Origin of the sequence: Pseudomonas sp. 2822-15 (assembly GCF_002742515.1) — a bacterium.
In the GTDB taxonomy this organism is placed as follows: Bacteria; Pseudomonadota; Gammaproteobacteria; order Pseudomonadales; family Pseudomonadaceae; genus Aquipseudomonas; species Aquipseudomonas salomonii.
Window position 1 is genome coordinate 1 of the sequence record NZ_LJRY01000160.1, and the last position, 16,086, is coordinate 16,086.

The following is a 16,086-nucleotide window of genomic DNA, read 5'->3' on the forward strand; positions in this document are numbered from 1 at the left end:
GGCGCAGCGGACGGGACTCGAACCCGCGACCCCCGGCGTGACAGGCCGGTATTCTAACCGACTGAACTACCGCTGCGTATCGCTTGACCAGCTGAGCCTGAACGCTCAACCGTCTTTAAACATCTGAATGATCAGCCCAAGCTGTTCAATCTCAAACCCGATAAATCGGACCTGGAAAATATGGCGCAGCGGACGGGACTCGAACCCGCGACCCCCGGCGTGACAGGCCGGTATTCTAACCGACTGAACTACCGCTGCGCGTCGGTGCAACCTTAAACGTTGCGTCTTGCCCGAAGGCAAAACTCTCAAGAAGTGGTGGGTGATGACGGGATCGAACCGCCGACCCTCTGCTTGTAAGGCAGATGCTCTCCCAGCTGAGCTAATCACCCTTTGCTTCGTTGAGGCCGCGAAATTTACGCAGGTAGCGGACCTAAGTCAATAGCCTGCTTGAAGTTTTTCTGAAAAAGACAAAATTGCTTCAAGACGGCTACCCGACCTACTCGCTGTAAATCATCTTCTTGCTCATACCGCCGTCGACCACAAACTCTTGCCCGGTGACAAACCCCGCCTGACGCGACAGCAGCCACGCCACCATCGCCGCCACGTCCTCAACCGTGCCCACCCTGCCCGCCGGATGCTGGGCATGATCGGCATCGGTCAAAGGCTCGGCACGCCGCGCCGCAGGGTCACGCGCATCGATCCAGCCAGGGCTGACGGCATTGACCCGCACCTCCGGCCCAAGACTCATGGCCAAGGCATGCGTCAGGGCCAGCAGCCCGCCCTTGCTCGCCGCGTAGGCCTCGGTGTCGGGCTCCGATTGACGCGCGCGGGTCGAGGCCAGGTTGACGATCGCGCCGCCATGGGCACGCAGGTACGGCGCGCAGTGCTTGGCCAGCAGCATCGGCCCGCTGAGGTTTACCGCCAGTACGCGGTTCCAGTACGCCAGGTCGAGGCTTTCGAGGGTGATATTGCGCGGGTCGGCCACCGCTGCGTTGCACACCAACGCATCCAGGCGCCCAAACTGGCCGAGCACTTCGGCAACGCCCTGGGCGACCTGCTTCTCGTCGGCCACGTCCATGGTGATAAACCAGGCGTTGTCACCCAGCACCTTGGACACCTTGGAACCGCGCTCGCGGTCCAGGTCGGTCAACACCACCTGCCAGCCTTCGCTGATCAGCCACGCCGCGATCCCGAGACCAATGCCCCGGGCGGCGCCCGTCACCAGCGCAACACGGCCGTTACCGGCCGCTGCCGTTTCCATGGACCACTCGATCACAAGGCCGCCAGCCCGCGAGCCAGGTCAGCTTGCAGGTCGGCTACGTCTTCCAGGCCGACCGCGATGCGGATCAGGCTGTCACGAATGCCGGCCGCTTCACGCTCCTGTGGCGCCAGGCGCCCGTGGGAGGTGGTGCTCGGGTGTGTGATGGTAGTTTTGCTGTCACCCAGGTTGGCCGTGATGGAGATCAGGCGCGTCGCGTCGATAAAGCGCCAGGCGCCGTCTTTGCCGCCTTTTACTTCAAAGCTCACCACCGCGCCGAAACCACGCTGCTGACGCTGGGCCAACGCGTGTTGCGGGTGGCTCTTGAGACCGGCGTAATGGACTTTCTCAATCCCGTCCTGCTGCTCCAGCCACTCGGCCAGGGCCTGGGCGTTGGCGCAATGGGCCTTCATCCGCAGGCTGAGGGTTTCCAGGCCTTTGAGGAAGATCCAGGCGTTAAACGGGCTCAGGGTCGGCCCGGCGGTGCGCAGGAAACCCACCACTTCCTTCATCTGCTCGCTGCGGCCCGCGACTACGCCGCCCATGCAACGGCCCTGGCCGTCGATGAACTTGGTGGCCGAGTGCACAACAATGTCCGCGCCCAGCTTCAACGGCTGTTGCAGCGCCGGCGTGCAGAAGCAGTTGTCGACCACCAGCATCGCGCCCTTGGCGTGGGCCACTTCGGACAACGCGGCGATATCCACCAACTCGGCCAGCGGGTTGGAAGGCGACTCGACGAACAACAACCTGGTGTTAGCCTTGATCGCCGCATCCCAGCCGGACAGGTCCGCCAGGGGCACGTAGTCCACTTCGATGCCGAAGCGCTTGAAGTACTTCTCGAACAGGCTGATGGTGGAGCCGAACACACTGCGCGACACCAGCACATGGTCGCCAGCACTGCACAGGCTCATCACCACTGCCAGGATCGCGGCCATGCCGGTCGCCGTGGCCACTGCCTGCTCGGCACCCTCAAGGGCGGCGATACGTTCTTCGAACGCACGCACGGTCGGGTTGGTGTAACGCGAATAGACGTTGCCCGGCACTTCACCGGCGAAGCGCGCAGCCGCGTCGGCAGCAGTGCGGAATACATAGCTGGAGGTGAAGAACATCGGGTCACCGTGTTCACCTTCCGGGGTGCGGTGCTGACCGGCGCGCACAGCCAGGGTATCGAAAGCTACGCCATCGAGGTCGCTGTCCAACCGACCGGCATCCCATTCCTGACTCATGCTGCGACTCCTTACTCAATACTCTGTTTAAGATACAAAACCGGCCCCTCAGGGCCGGTGTTTACTCAGTTGTTGTACAGATCGATGATCGCGCTGACCGCCTGGGTCTTGATCTTCGATGAATCGTTACGCGCCTGCTCGATCTTGTTCAGGTAGGCCTCGTCGACATCACCCGTCACGTATTTGCCGTCGAACACGGCGCAGTCAAACTCGGCGATCTTGATCTTGCCACCACCGACCGCCTCGATCAGGTCCGGCAGGTCCTGATAGATCAACCAGTCAGCACCGATCAGGTCGGCCACATCCTGGGTCGAACGGTTGTGAGCGATCAACTCGTGGGCGCTCGGCATGTCGATACCGTAAACGTTCGGATAACGCACGGCAGGTGCGGCGGAACAGAAGTACACGTTCTTCGCACCGGCTTCGCGGGCCATCTGGATGATCTGCTTGCAGGTGGTGCCGCGCACGATGGAATCGTCGACCAGCATCACGTTCTTGCCGCGGAATTCCAACTCGATGGCGTTGAGCTTCTGGCGCACCGATTTCTTGCGGGCTGCCTGGCCAGGCATGATGAAGGTACGGCCGATGTAACGGTTCTTGACGAAGCCTTCGCGGAACTTGACGCCCAAGTGGTTGGCCAGCTCCAGCGCAGCGGTACGGCTGGTGTCCGGGATCGGGATCACCACGTCGATATCGTGCTCAGGACGCTCGCGCAGGATCTTCTCGGCCAGCTTCTCGCCCATGCGCAGGCGCGCCTTGTACACCGAAACACCGTCGATGATCGAGTCCGGACGCGCCAGGTAGACGTGTTCGAAGATGCACGGGGTGAGTTTCGGCGCAATCGCGCACTGACGGGTGTGCAGCTTGCCGTCTTCGGTGATGTACACCGCTTCGCCCGGCGCGAGGTCGCGGATCAGGGTGAAGCCCAGCACATCCAGGGACACGCTTTCGGAGGCAATCATGTACTCGACGCCTTCGTCGGTGTGACGCTGGCCGAACACGATTGGGCGAATGCCGTGCGGGTCACGGAAACCGACGATGCCATAACCGGTGATCATTGCGACGACGGCATAACCACCGACACAACGGTTGTGCACGTCGGTCACGGCGGCGAACACATCTTCTTCGGTCGGCTGCAGCTTGCCGCGCTGGGCCAGCTCGTGGGCGAACACGTTGAGCAGCACTTCCGAGTCGGAGTTGGTGTTGACGTGGCGCAGGTCAGATTCGTAAATCTCCTTGGCCAGCTGTTCAACGTTGGTCAGGTTACCGTTGTGCGCCAGGGTGATGCCGTAAGGCGAGTTGACGTAAAACGGTTGAGCTTCGGCCGAGGTCGAGCTACCGGCAGTCGGGTAACGCACATGGCCAATGCCCATATGCCCGACGAGGCGCTGCATGTGACGCTGATGGAACACGTCACGCACCAGGCCATTGTCCTTGCGCAGGAATAACCGGCCGTCGTGGCTGGTCACAATACCGGCAGCGTCCTGGCCGCGGTGCTGGAGGACGGTTAGCGCGTCATACAGCGCCTGATTGACGTTCGACTTACCGACGATACCGACGATGCCACACATGCGACGCAACCCCTACTTAATGAATCTTGACTGAACACTACTTACTGAGGCGTTTTGGCCGGCAAGAGGTGTTCCTTGAACGGAAGATCAGCGGGTACGCTGATTCCGCTGGCCAGCCACTGACTGCTCCACCCCAATATGAGGTTCTTGGACCAATCTGCAACCAATAGAAATTTTGGCACGAGTACCGACTCCTGCCACCACGAATCCTGCTGTACCGGCCCCAGGCTCAACAGCCCGACCGCCACAACCACCAGCAAGCCGCCACGTGCGGCGCCGAAGGCCATGCCGAGAAATCGATCGGTCCCGGAAAGGCCGGTGACACGTATCAACTCGCCAATAAGATAATTGACCATTGCCCCCACCAACAGCGTGGCGATGAACATGATGGCGCAGCCCGCGATGACGCGAGCCGAAGGTGTTTCGATATACCCGGCCAGGTAAACCGACAGTGAACCACCGAACATCCAGGCTACAACTCCTGCGATGATCCAGGTCAGCAACGACAGTGCTTCTTTTACGAAGCCGCGGCTTAGACTGATCAAAGCGGAGATGGCGACGATTGCTACGATCGCCCAATCAACCCAGGTAAATGGCACAGTGCAGCCTACGTACGGATAAGGCGGCGCATTTTAGCAGAGCGCTGGGCTATCGGTAAGCTGTGATTGTGGGTGCTTTGCAAATCAATGGGTTGAGCAATCTAAAGACCACCCAAACACTGTGGGAGCTGGGCTTGTGTAGGAGTCAGGCTTGTGTGGGAGCTGGCTTGCCTGCGATGCAGGCGCCTCGGACTTTAAGTTAGACCGCGGTGATGCCATCGCAGGCAAGCCAGCTCCCACACAAGCCAGCTCCCCCATTTGGCCAGCATTCCAACCAGAAATCGGCAGTTACTCAACCGCGCTCAGGCTGGAACCGCACCACAAACCCATTCAGGTTCTGCTGACGCCCCAGCAGGTCACGCAGGCGATCCGCCTCGGCGCGCTCGATCAGCGGTCCGATGAATACGCGATTTTTGCCGTCGGCACTGCGGATATAGGCGTTATAGCCCTGGGCACGCAGTTTTTTCTGCAAGGCATCGGCGCTTTCACGGTTGGCCAGGCTGGCGAGCTGGATCGACCAACTGATCGGCAGGCCATTCGGGTCGATACGGCTTTGACCGACATCCGGCTTGCCCGGCGCAGCAGGTTGTGGCGCTACCGGCTTGGGTGCAGGGGCTGGCGCTGCTGGCTTGGCAGCCACCACCGGAGCCGCTGGAGCGGGCGCCGGCTTGACCACCGGCACGCTCTGTTGCACCGGCGCTGCTGGCGCCGCTTGAGGCGTTTGCGCAGCCACCTCGTCATCGCTCGGCACAGGCTCTTCAGGCAGTGCCTGCGGCTCGGGCACCACCACCGGCTCTACCTGCACCTGCGGCATCGCCGGCGCCTGTGGCGCTGCCGGTGCCTCGACCACGACCTGACGCTGCTCGTCCTGGCGCGAAAACAGCATCGGCAGGAAAATCACCGCCAATGCCACCAATACCAGCGCTCCGACCATTCGCTGCTTGTATGCGCTATCCAGTAATGCCATGTGCAGCTTCCTCCGTGGAGCGCCGGGCCAACCACTCAAGCGCCTCGGCAACACAATAAAATGATCCGAACAACAGAATCTCGTCCTCGGCCGTCGCCACCGCACATTGCGCTTCAAGCGCTGCAGTGACGCTTGCATACGACGCCACCGGGGCGCCAAGGTTCTGCAAGGCCACTTGCAGTTCGGCAGCCGGGCGACTGCGCGGCGTGTCCAGCGGCCCTACCGCCCAAGCCTGGACATTGCCGAGTAACGGCGCAACCACACCGTCCAGGTCCTTGTCGGCCAACAAGCCGAACACCGCCAGGCGCCGACCCACCGGCGGCGTGCGCGCCAGGCGTTGCGCCAGGTATTCGGCGGCGTGCGGGTTGTGCCCCACATCCAGCAACAAGTTCAGGCGCTTGCCTTCCCACTCGAATGTGCGCCGATCCAGGCGCCCCACGACACGGGTAGCCAGCAACGTGGCAGCGAGCTGCTCGGGGTTCCACGGCAGGTCCATCAACAGATAGGCTTGCAGCGCCAGGGCGGCGTTTTCCATCGGCAGGTTCAGCAGCGGCAAATCCCGCAGCTCAACCACCTGACCGCGCGCATCACGCCCGCGCCACTGCCAATGCTGGTCGCCAACTTCGAGATTGAATTCGCGGCCGCGCAGGTAAAACGGGCAATCCAACTCGCGCACCTTGTCCAGCAAAGGCTGCGGCGGGTCCAGGTCACCACACAGCGCCGGCTTGCCCTGGCGGAAGATCCCGGCCTTTTCATAAGACACCGACTCGCGGGTGTTGCCCAGATAGTCCGCATGGTCGACACCAATGCTGGTTACCAGCGCAATATCGGCGTCCACCACGTTGACGGTATCCAGGCGCCCGCCAAGCCCGACTTCGAGCACGACCACATCCAACTGCGCACGCTCGAACAGCCAGAACGCCGCCAAGGTGCCCATTTCGAAGTAGGTCAGGGAAATTTCGCCACGCCCGGCATCCAGTGCGGCGAAGGCTTCGCAGAGCTGCGCGTCAGTGGCTTCGACGCCATTGAGCTGCACCCGCTCGTTATAACGCAGCAGGTGCGGAGAATTGTAGACGCCTACTTTAAGCCCTTGGGCTTGCAGCAGCGCCGCGACAAAGGCACAGGTAGAGCCTTTGCCGTTGGTGCCGGTCACCGTGATCACACGCGGCGCCGGCCGGCCCAACCCGAGGCGGGCCGCTACCTGTTGCGAGCGCTCCAGGCCCATGTCGATGGCTGACGGATGCAACTGCTCAAGGTAGGCGAGCCATTCGCCCAGGGTACGTTGGGTCATAGGTTTGCTGGCACCGGCGGAACAACGATAGGTTCGATTTTTGGTGCGACATACACAGGCGTCGGCAAGCCCATCATTTGCGCCAGCAGGTTACCCAGGCGCGGACGCAGTTCACCGCGCGGGATGATCAGGTCGATCGCACCATGCTCCAGCAGGAACTCGCTGCGCTGGAAGCCTTCCGGCAGTTTTTCACGCACGGTTTGTTCGATCACGCGTGGGCCGGCAAAGCCGATCAGCGCTTTGGGCTCGCCGACGATCACGTCGCCCAGCATCGCCAGGCTGGCGGAAACGCCGCCGTAAACCGGGTCGGTCAGCACCGAGATGAACGGGATGCCTTCTTCACGCAGACGCGCCAGCACCGCAGAGGTCTTGGCCATTTGCATCAGGGAGATCAGCGCTTCCTGCATGCGCGCACCACCGGAGGCGGCAAAGCAGATCATCGGGCAACGGTTTTCCAGCGCGTAGTTGGCGGCACGTACAAAACGCTCACCAACGATGGCACCCATGGAACCGCCCATGAAGGAGAACTCGAACGCGGACACTACCACCGGCATGCCCAGCAGCTTGCCGCTGACCGAAATCAGCGCGTCTTTTTCGCCGGTCTGCTTCTGCGCAGCGGTCAGGCGGTCCTTGTACTTCTTGCCGTCGCGGAACTTGAGACGGTCAACCGGCTCCAGGTCTGCGCCCAGCTCGTTACGGCCGTCGGCATCAAGGAAGATGTCGATGCGCGCGCGGGCGCCGATACGCATGTGGTGGTTGCACTTGGGGCAAACGTCCAGGGTCTTTTCCAGCTCCGGGCGGTACAGCACCGCGTCGCAGGATGGGCACTTGTGCCACAGACCTTCAGGAACCGAGCTTTTCTTCACCTCGGAACGCATGATCGAAGGGATCAGTTTGTCTACTAACCAGTTGCTCATGCTTTCTTTCTCCAGTACCGGTGGCTTGAACACAGCCCCGCGTATGCCCTTGAGCTAAATTCATATGTGGCAATGACACAGGCTGGACGGGGTCAGACGTTCGACCGGCCATTTCCCGCCTGTATCCTCAGCCTTCCAGACAACCTGCCAAAGCACGGTTGCCACTTCATTTCCGGGCCTCCCGCAGGCGGCGCCGGTGCTGTTCTACACAGTGGTAGTTATGGACGGCGGCAGACTGCCAGCCGTCACATCGCGCCACTGCTGTTGCGCACGGCCTGCATGAATGCGCGAATCTTGTGGTGATCCTTGATGCCCTTGCCCTGCTCCCCCCCGCCGCTGACGTCCACCGCATAAGGCCGGACCTGCTTGATGGCCGCCGCGACATTCGCGGGGTTGAGCCCTCCCGCGAGGATGATCGGCGTGCTCAAACCTTCCGGAATCAGCGTCCAGTCGAACGCCTCACCCGTACCGCCGGGCACGCCTTCGACATAGGTATCCAGCAAAATGCCGCGAGCGCCAGTATAGGCGGCGCACGCAGCAGCAATGTCATCCCCGGCCTTGACGCGCAGCGCCTTGATGTACGGGCGCTGATAGCTTTCGCATTCATCGGGGCTTTCGTCACCGTGAAACTGCAGCATATCCAGCGGCACGGCATCCAGGGTTTCGTTGAGTTCGCAACGGCTGGCGTTGACGAACAGCCCCACGGTGGTCACGAATGGCGGCAGTGCAGCGATGATCGCCCGGGCCTGCAACACATTCACCGCCCGCGGGCTCTTGGCATAGAACACGAAACCGATGGCATCCGCCCCCGCTTCGACTGCCGCCAGCGCGTCTTCTATGCGGGTAATCCCGCAAATCTTGCTGCGAACGGCTGGCATGGCGTGGAAACCTCAGGGGTTGGGCCGAGAAAGTCCCGGATGGTAACAAAAGCGCTTGCAGGCGTCAGCCGTCAAGTTCGCTGAAACCTGTGAGGAAATGTGGACCGATAAAGCGTTGCGGCAATTCAAACTCGTCGCGGTACTCCACATCCACCAGGTACAGGCCGAACGGATGCGCCGTGACGCCGCCGGTGCGGCGGACGCGGCTTTCCAGCACTTCCCGAGCCCACTCCACCGGGCGCTCGCCAGTGCCGATGGTCATCAGCACACCGGCAATATTGCGCACCATATGGTGCAGGAAGGCGCCGGCACGGATATCCAGCACGATCATCTTGCCGTGACGGGTCACGCGCAGGTGGTGGACTTCCTTGATGGGCGACTTGGCCTGGCACTGGCCTGCACGGAAGGCGCTGAAATCATGCACGCCGACCAGATGCCGGGCAGCCTCGGCCATGCGCTCGGCATCCAGCGGGCGGTGGTTCCAGGTAATTTCCTGATTCAGGTGCGCCGGGCGGATCTGATCGTTGTAGATCACGTAGCGGTAGCGCCGGGCAATGGCCTTGAAGCGCGCATGAAAATGCGCAGGCATGACCTTGGCCCAAGTCACGCTGACGTCATGGGGCAAATTGATATTGGCGCCCATCACCCAGGCTTTCAGCGTGCGCTCGGCCTGGGTGTCAAAGTGCACCACCTGGCCACAGGCGTGCACACCGGCATCGGTACGCCCGGCACACATCAGTGAAACCGGCGAATCCGCCACCTTCGACAATGCGTTTTCGAGGGTTTCCTGCACGGTCAGCACACCTGAAGCCTGGCGCTGCCAGCCGCGATAGCGCGAGCCTTTGTATTCCACGCCCAAGGCGATGCGATTAAAGCCTGCGGCCGCCATTTCGGCGGCCGCGTTATCTATATTTGCCAAGAACTGAGAGCCCGATGAGTTGCGCGAAGAGAGCCATTATAAAGGCGGTGGAGAAGATGCGCAGGCCTAATGTGGGAGCGGGCTTGCTCGCGAAGACGGCGTGTCAGTCGATGTATTCGTCAACTGGTACACCGCTTTCGCGAGCAAGCCCGCTCCCACAGGGGTTTTGCAGCACACTTAGATTTTGTCGAGCATTTCCTTGGCTTCATCGCGCTGTTCTGCAGTGCCGCCGGTCAGCACTTCCTCCAGGATTTCCTTTGCACCATCCGTATCGCCCATGTCGATGTAGGCCTGAGCCAGGTCCAGCTTGGTGGCGACTTCGTCGGTACCGGAAAGGAAGTCGAATTCCGGCTCATCAGCACCCAACGCCGCATCTTCAGCGGTGAAGGAAGGCTCGATCGGCGGATGCTCCAGGCTCTGGGACAAGCGATCGAGTTCTGCGTTGACGTCATCGAGTTCCGAGGCGAAGGCATCCGGTTTGGCTGCGGCCGGGGCTTGTGGCTCATCGGCCAGAGACAGGTCGAAATCTTCCGGCAGGTCAAAATCGTCCAGCGCAGCAGGCGCCAGGGTCGGCGGCTCGACGGCCGGCACGTCCTTCATTTGATCTTCCAGGCCTGACAGGAAGTCGTCATCGGCCTGCGAAGACGGCGCCTCGAGCTGCAGATCAAGGTCGAAGTCCGACAGCTCATCCGGGCTGGTCTTGGCTTCGGTCTGCTGTTGCAGCACCGACTCAAAGCTCGGCGCGTCTTTCGGGCTGACCACCGCGGGTGACGCGGCTTCCAGGTCATCCAGGCTAAGGTCGAAGTCTGTGTCAAACGCTTCAGGCTCCGGGGCCGGCGCGGCGGGTTTGTCTTCGAGCAGGTCCTTGACGTACTGAGCATCCAGGGCCGCCGCTGCCACCGCAGCACTGACGCCCGCCGCCAAAACAGCCATGGCCGGGAAGCGGTTTTTCAGCTGCTCGACCTGGGCATGGTTTTCACCATTGGCCACCAGTTGACGCTCCTGGGTGACGAAACCGTCCTTGTCGCCTTGCAGGCCATAGACTTCCATCAACTTCAGGCGCAGGTCGCTGCGCTTGGGTTCGCGTTTGATCGCCTGCTCCAGCACATCGGCGGCCTGGTTCAGGTGGCCACGGTCGATATGGGATTGCGCTTGCGCCAGTGCATCACTGGAGTTTACCGGGGCGACGGCAACGGCCAACGGCGCGAGTACGGAAGCGACCGATGGCACCACCACGGGCTCAGCAACAGCCGCCGGCGCGGGAGTGGCGGCCAATTTAACGTTCGGCGCTGCCACTTCAAGGCCTTCGAAGCTGTCCGCAGGCAGATCGTGATCCACATTTGGTGTAAATGCCGGCTCTTCGGCCAGCGCGCGCGCCATGCGCAGGTGCTTTTCCTCTTCGAGGCGCGCATTGCGATGGCGCGCCCACAGCAGCAGGAGCAACAACACCAGCAAGCCGGCCGCACCGCCGATCACACCGAGGACGATCGGGTTGGTCAGCAGCTCGTTGAACTTGCCTTCGCTGGTGGCTGGCGCGTCCTGCGCCTTGATTGGCTCGGGCGCGGGTGCTGCGGCAACGGGCGCCGCCTCAGCGGGTGCTGGCGCAGGCGCAGGTTCAGTTGCCAATTGAGCCGGCATCGCCGCTGTCGCCGGTGCCGCAGGCTCCCCGTTACCGGCCTGCAACCTGGCGAGTTGATCGTTTTTCAGTTGAATGAGTTTTTGCAGCTTGTCCAGTTGGCTTTGCAGGTCGGCCGCACGGCTTTTGAGCTCTTCATTGTCGCGCCGGGTGGTGTCCAACTGCTCCTGGGTCATCGCCAGTTTGTCGCTCACCGCTCGGCTATCACCGGCCTTGCCCTTCGCGCCTTTTTTGGCCGACTCCGCCGACACCAGGCTCAAGTTGTCTTTGGCCGTGGTGCTCGACGGCGCATTGCCGGCCTGGGTGCGCTTGGTCGCGTCCAGCTGTTGCTTGCCCGCTACCGGGTTACTGGCTGTGCGACGGCCTTCGCGCCAGGCAGCATTTTGCGCAGTCACTTCGGCAATCGCCTCCGGCTGCGGCAAGCTGGTGGCTTGCTGGCGATCCGGCAGGCGCAGGACCTGGCCGGTTTTCAGGCGGTTGATGTTGCCGTCGACAAAGGCGTCAGGATTAAGCGCCTGAATGGCCAGCATGGTTTGCTGCACCGACGCACCGTTGCGGTTCTTTTCGGCAATTTCCCACAAGGTGTCGTGAGAAGTCGTGGTGTGTTGAGCGGATTTACTGGCGGCCTTCGCTGTGGTGGGCGCCGTGCTGGCGGGCGCAGTGGTGGTCGGCGCGCTCAAACGCGGCGTGGGCGCGCTGGTGGCGGGCGCCGATTGCTCAAATTTGGCCGGGTCGAGCAAAACGCTGTAATCGCGCATGAGGCGGCCATTGGGCCACTTCACCTGCAGCAGGAAACGTACGTAGGAATCGGGCAGCGGTTTGCTGGATGTGACGCGCACGACACTGCGGCCGCTGGGGTTGACCACCGGGGTAAACGTCAGGTCATTGAGGAACGCCTGGCGGTCCACGCCTGCATCGACAAACGCCTGGTCGGAGGCCAGGCTCGGGGTGATCTCGGCAGCCGTGAGGCCGCCCACGTCGAGCAATTCGATTTCCACCGACAACGGCTGGTTCAGCTGCGACTTGAGGGTCATCTCCCCAAGTTGCAGCGCCTGCGCCATACCGGAGGACAGCGCCGAGGCGGCCGCTATTGCTAACACCAGTTTGCGAACTTGAACCATAGCCTCATCCTTTGTCTGAACACTCCCCGGCCTGCGAGAAGGTTGGTAACCGCTGCCATAAGGCATGGCGAGCCGATAGGTTACCGACGCGCTTCTTTACCGCTTGGGACCAAGCATAGCGCTTGGCTAGAATCAATCTACAAATTGCCGCCAAGTATCTTTTACACAAGGCCTTTTATCAACAACTGCGCCAACTGTACGGCGTTGAGTGCCGCGCCCTTGCGTACGTTATCTGACGTCAGCCACAGATTTAGTTCCGCCGCGTCATCCACACCCGCACGCACACGGCCGACGTAGACCACATCCTGGCCGACCGCATCGCCCACTGCCGTGGGGTAGTCGCCCTCTTCAACCAGCTCAATGCCCGGCGCCGCTTCCAATGCACGGTTCACCGCCGCCAGGTCGACCGGCGCGCCCAATTGCAGCGATACCGTCAGGCTATCGCCAAAAAATACCGGGGCTTGAACGCAGGTTGCAGAAATCTTCAGCAATGGAGTCTCCAGCACCGCGCGCAGTTCGTGTATGAGACGTTTCTCCAGAGCTGTATGACCTTTCGCATCTGGCGTACCGACTTGTGCCAGGAGGTTGAAGGCCATCTGCCGATCAAAGAACTGGGGTTCCAGCGGGCGCACGTTCAGCAGTTCGGCGGTCTGTCGCGCCAGCTCGCTGACGGCTTCACGGCCCTGGGCCGATACCGCCAGGTTGGCGGTGACGCTGACACGCTGGATCTCCAACAATTCACGCAACGGCGCCAGCACCACGGCCAGGTTGGTCGCCGATGGGCTTGGGCTGCTCAGTTGGAAGGGCTTTTTCAAACTGTCCAGGACATGGGCATTGGCTTCCGGCACCACATGAGGCGCCTGTTCAGCGGGCAAGGCGCCAGACAGGTCGATCACCGCGCAACCTGCAGCGGTGGCGCGCGGGGCGAAGCTCAAGGTAACGGCCGGGCCGGCCGCAAAGAAGGCGAGCTGCGCTTTTTTGAAATCGAACTCATCGACTTCCTTGACCCGCACGTTCTTGCCGCGAAACGGCACGGAGGCGCCGGCCGAATTGCTGCCCGCCAGCAGATAGAGGGTGCCCACCGGAAAATCCAGCTCTTCGAGAATCTGCACCAGGGTTTCACCGACGGTACCGGTGGCGCCGATCACGGCGATTTCAAAGGTCTGGGTCATGGGGGCTGCCTCGGGCATTGCGGGGGGAGCGGCACTTTACCGGGTGGTTCGGGGCGAGGCAATTAAGCTGGCCTTTGGTGTGTAGCTGATGGCCCCATCGCAGGCAAGCCAGCTCCCACACTGATCGTTCCCACGCTCTGCGTGGGAACGATCATTAGCGCGTAATAAAAAACCCGCGCCTGTCACCAGAGCGCGGGTTTCTCTTACCGCTTTAAGCGATCAACGCTCGAGCAAGATCCGCAGCATGCGGCGCAACGGCTCGGCCGCGCCCCACAGCAGTTGGTCGCCAACCGTGAACGCGCCGAGGAACTGGCTGCCCATGTTCAGCTTGCGCAGACGGCCCACCGGTACATTCAGGGTGCCGGTGACCTTGGTCGGGCTCAGCTCCTGCATGCTGATGTCGCGGTTGTTCGGCACCAGCTTGACCCATGGGTTGTGCTGGCTGATCAGCCCTTCGATATCGGCGATCGGTACGTCTTTGTTCAGCTTGATGGTCAGCGCCTGGCTGTGGCAGCGCATGGCGCCGATGCGCACGCAGATGCCGTCCACCGGAATCGGGTTCTTGAAACGACCCAGAATCTTGTTGGTCTCGGCCTGGGCCTTCCACTCTTCGCGGCTCTGGCCGTTCGGCAGTTCCTTGTCGATCCACGGGATCAGGCTGCCGGCCAATGGCACACCGAAGTTCTCGGTCGGGTAAGCCTCGCTGCGCATGGCTTCGGCCACACGGCGGTCGATGTCGAGGATCGCGCTGGCAGGGTCGGCCAGTTGATCGGCGACAGCGGCGTGGGTGGCGCCCATCTGCTTGATCAGCTCGCGCATGTTCTGCGCGCCGGCGCCGGACGCCGCCTGATACGTCATGGCGCTCATCCACTCAACCAGGCCGGCTTCGAACAAGCCGCCCAGGCCCATCAGCATCAGGCTGACGGTGCAGTTGCCGCCGACGTAGTTCCTGGTGCCGGCATCCAGCTGCTGGTCGATGACCTTGCGGTTCACCGGGTCGAGGATGATCACCGCGTCGTCCTGCATGCGCAGGCTCGAGGCGGCGTCGATCCAGTAACCCTGCCAGCCGGCTTCACGCAGCTTGGGGAAAACTTCGCTGGTGTAGTCGCCACCCTGGCAGGTCAGAATCACGTCGAGGGTTTTCAGCTCTTCAATGCTGTAGGCGTCCTTGAGCGGGGCGATATCCTTGCCCACGGACGGCCCTTGGCCACCTACGTTCGAAGTGGTGAAAAACACCGGCTCAATAAGATCGAAATCCTGCTCTTCCAGCATCCGCTGCATGAGCACGGAACCGACCATACCGCGCCAACCGATCAGACCTACACGTTTCATCGCAACTACACCTTGTTAAAAAGTGGGCCGCCTTGCAGCAACAACTGCAAGCGGGCCGGAGAGATTACAGATTCCGCAGCGCGGCGACTACTGCGTCGCCCATTTCTTGCGTGCCGATTTTGCTGCAACCCTGTGACCAAATGTCACCGGTGCGCAAACCTTGATCCAGCACCAGGCTTACGGCCTTCTCGATGGCATCCGCCGCTTCGCTCAGGTTGAAGCTGTAACGCAGCATCATCGAGACCGACAAAATCGTCGCCAACGGGTTGGCAATGCCCTGGCCCGCGATGTCCGGCGCCGAACCGTGGCAAGGCTCGTACATGCCCTTATTGTTGGTGTCCAGGGACGCCGACGGCAGCATGCCGATGGAGCCGGTGAGCATCGAAGCTTGGTCGGACAGGATGTCGCCGAACAGGTTGTCGGTAACGATCACGTCAAACTGCTTGGGCGCACGCACCAGTTGCATGGCAGCGTTGTCGACGTACATGTGGCTCAGCTCGACGTCCGGGTAGTCCTTGGCGACTTCCTCAACGATTTCGCGCCACAGTTGGCTGGAGGCCAGTACGTTGGCTTTATCCACCGAGCAGACCTTTTTGCCGCGCACACGGGCCATGTCGAAACCGACACGGGCGATACGGCGGATTTCACTCTCGCTGTACGGCAGGGTGTCGTAGGCCTGACGCTCGCCATTTTCCAACTCGCGCACGCCCCGTGGCGAGCCGAAATAGATACCGCCGGTCAGTTCACGCACGATCAGGATGTCCAGGCCCGCCACCACTTCCGGCTTGAGGCTCGACGCGTCGGCCAGTTGCGGGTAGAGGATGGCCGGGCGCAGGTTGCCGAACAGGCCCAGTTGCGCGCGGATTTTCAGCAGGCCGCGCTCCGGGCGGATATCACGTTCGATCTTGTCCCATTTCGGGCCACCCACGGCGCCGAGCAGCACAGCATCGGCCGCACGGGCGCGCTCCAGGGTTTCATCGGCCAGCGGCACGCCGTGCTTGTCGATGGCTGCGCCGCCAATCACATCGTGGCTCAGCTCAAAGCCCAGGTTGTACTTGCTGTTGGCCAGTTCCAGAACCTTGACCGCTTCGGCCATGATTTCCGGACCAATACCGTCGCCAGGGAGAATCAGAATCTGCTTGCTCATGCGTTCCTCATTTCATCAAGCGACCCGCCCGTGGGCAGGTCGGGAAAAATCA

13 protein-coding genes and 3 tRNA genes are annotated in these 16,086 nt (G+C 61.8%); all 16 read right to left on the minus strand.

Annotation, left to right across the window (positions count from 1 at the left end; genetic code table 11):
* Window positions 1–2: 2 nt before the first annotated feature.
* Window positions 3–76, minus strand: a tRNA-Asp gene (locus tag AOA59_RS05550).
* A gap of 105 nt (window positions 77–181) precedes the next feature.
* A tRNA-Asp gene (locus AOA59_RS05555) sits at window positions 182–258 on the minus strand.
* Window positions 259–313: 55 nt separating this feature from the next.
* A tRNA-Val gene (locus AOA59_RS05560) sits at window positions 314–389 on the minus strand.
* Between the two features lie 107 nt (window positions 390–496).
* A complete protein-coding gene (locus tag AOA59_RS05565; protein WP_065911790.1) occupies window positions 497–1,261 on the minus strand; it encodes an SDR family oxidoreductase in 765 nt (254 codons plus the stop codon).
* A gap of 11 nt (window positions 1,262–1,272) precedes the next feature.
* Entirely contained in the window at window positions 1,273–2,484 is a 1,212-nt protein-coding gene (locus AOA59_RS05570; protein ID WP_058419756.1) for an O-succinylhomoserine sulfhydrylase, read from the minus strand.
* Window positions 2,485–2,549: 65 nt separating this feature from the next.
* Window positions 2,550–4,055 carry an amidophosphoribosyltransferase gene (gene purF, locus AOA59_RS05575; protein ID WP_017138746.1) on the minus strand — a complete coding sequence of 502 codons (1,506 nt, stop codon included), beginning with the start codon at window positions 4,053–4,055 and terminating at the stop codon, window positions 2,550–2,552.
* Between the two features lie 41 nt (window positions 4,056–4,096).
* Window positions 4,097–4,654 (minus strand): CvpA family protein, encoded by a 558-nt coding sequence (locus AOA59_RS05580; RefSeq protein WP_003212681.1) that lies wholly within the window; start codon window positions 4,652–4,654, stop codon window positions 4,097–4,099.
* Window positions 4,655–4,946: 292 nt separating this feature from the next.
* A complete protein-coding gene (locus tag AOA59_RS05585; protein ID WP_065911780.1) occupies window positions 4,947–5,621 on the minus strand; it encodes an SPOR domain-containing protein in 675 nt (224 codons plus the stop codon).
* Window positions 5,605–6,912 (minus strand): bifunctional tetrahydrofolate synthase/dihydrofolate synthase, encoded by a 1,308-nt coding sequence (folC, locus tag AOA59_RS05590; RefSeq protein ID WP_065911778.1) that lies wholly within the window; start codon window positions 6,910–6,912, stop codon window positions 5,605–5,607. The genes AOA59_RS05585 and folC overlap by 17 nt, the downstream gene beginning before the upstream one ends.
* Window positions 6,909–7,829 carry an acetyl-CoA carboxylase, carboxyltransferase subunit beta gene (accD, locus tag AOA59_RS05595; RefSeq protein ID WP_003234319.1) on the minus strand — a complete coding sequence of 307 codons (921 nt, stop codon included), beginning with the start codon at window positions 7,827–7,829 and terminating at the stop codon, window positions 6,909–6,911. Before accD ends, folC begins: the two co-directional genes overlap by 4 nt.
* 245 nt (window positions 7,830–8,074) lie before the next feature.
* Window positions 8,075–8,707, minus strand: coding sequence for a phosphoribosylanthranilate isomerase (locus AOA59_RS05600; RefSeq protein WP_099486325.1), 633 nt, complete (start codon window positions 8,705–8,707; stop codon window positions 8,075–8,077).
* A 64-nt stretch (window positions 8,708–8,771) separates the two neighbouring features.
* Window positions 8,772–9,596 (minus strand): tRNA pseudouridine(38-40) synthase TruA, encoded by an 825-nt coding sequence (gene truA, locus AOA59_RS05605; RefSeq protein WP_056861241.1) that lies wholly within the window; start codon window positions 9,594–9,596, stop codon window positions 8,772–8,774.
* 207 nt (window positions 9,597–9,803) lie between these two features.
* Window positions 9,804–12,383, minus strand: coding sequence for a FimV/HubP family polar landmark protein (locus AOA59_RS05610; RefSeq protein ID WP_099486327.1), 2,580 nt, complete (start codon window positions 12,381–12,383; stop codon window positions 9,804–9,806).
* Window positions 12,384–12,544: 161 nt separating this feature from the next.
* On the minus strand, window positions 12,545–13,555 hold the full coding sequence (locus tag AOA59_RS05615) for an aspartate-semialdehyde dehydrogenase (RefSeq protein ID WP_099486329.1): 1,011 nt from the start codon (window positions 13,553–13,555) through the stop codon (window positions 12,545–12,547).
* Window positions 13,556–13,774: 219 nt separating this feature from the next.
* Window positions 13,775–14,887, minus strand: coding sequence for an aspartate-semialdehyde dehydrogenase (gene asd / locus AOA59_RS05620; protein WP_069786616.1), 1,113 nt, complete (start codon window positions 14,885–14,887; stop codon window positions 13,775–13,777).
* Between the two features lie 64 nt (window positions 14,888–14,951).
* A complete protein-coding gene (gene leuB, locus AOA59_RS05625; RefSeq protein WP_065911769.1) occupies window positions 14,952–16,034 on the minus strand; it encodes a 3-isopropylmalate dehydrogenase in 1,083 nt (360 codons plus the stop codon).
* Window positions 16,035–16,086: the final 52 nt, after the last annotated feature.

What these genes read in the sequence shown, in the direction of transcription:
- purF (WP_017138746.1), bottom strand. Translation starts at nt 4,055, where the DNA reads ATGTGTGGCATCGTCGGTATCGTCGGTAAGTCGAACGTCAATCAGGCG.
- truA (WP_056861241.1), bottom strand. Translation starts at nt 9,596, where the DNA reads ATGGCGGCCGCAGGCTTTAATCGCATCGCCTTGGGCGTGGAATACAAA.
- AOA59_RS05565 (WP_065911790.1), bottom strand. Translation starts at nt 1,261, where the DNA reads ATGGAAACGGCAGCGGCCGGTAACGGCCGTGTTGCGCTGGTGACGGGC.
- AOA59_RS05615 (WP_099486329.1), bottom strand. Translation starts at nt 13,555, where the DNA reads ATGACCCAGACCTTTGAAATCGCCGTGATCGGCGCCACCGGTACCGTC.
- folC (WP_065911778.1), bottom strand. Translation starts at nt 6,912, where the DNA reads ATGACCCAACGTACCCTGGGCGAATGGCTCGCCTACCTTGAGCAGTTG.
- AOA59_RS05600 (WP_099486325.1), bottom strand. Translation starts at nt 8,707, where the DNA reads ATGCCAGCCGTTCGCAGCAAGATTTGCGGGATTACCCGCATAGAAGAC.
- AOA59_RS05585 (WP_065911780.1), bottom strand. Translation starts at nt 5,621, where the DNA reads ATGGCATTACTGGATAGCGCATACAAGCAGCGAATGGTCGGAGCGCTG.
- AOA59_RS05570 (WP_058419756.1), bottom strand. Translation starts at nt 2,484, where the DNA reads ATGAGTCAGGAATGGGATGCCGGTCGGTTGGACAGCGACCTCGATGGC.
- asd (WP_069786616.1), bottom strand. Translation starts at nt 14,887, where the DNA reads ATGAAACGTGTAGGTCTGATCGGTTGGCGCGGTATGGTCGGTTCCGTG.
- AOA59_RS05610 (WP_099486327.1), bottom strand. Translation starts at nt 12,383, where the DNA reads ATGGTTCAAGTTCGCAAACTGGTGTTAGCAATAGCGGCCGCCTCGGCG.
- leuB (WP_065911769.1), bottom strand. Translation starts at nt 16,034, where the DNA reads ATGAGCAAGCAGATTCTGATTCTCCCTGGCGACGGTATTGGTCCGGAA.
- accD (WP_003234319.1), bottom strand. Translation starts at nt 7,829, where the DNA reads ATGAGCAACTGGTTAGTAGACAAACTGATCCCTTCGATCATGCGTTCC.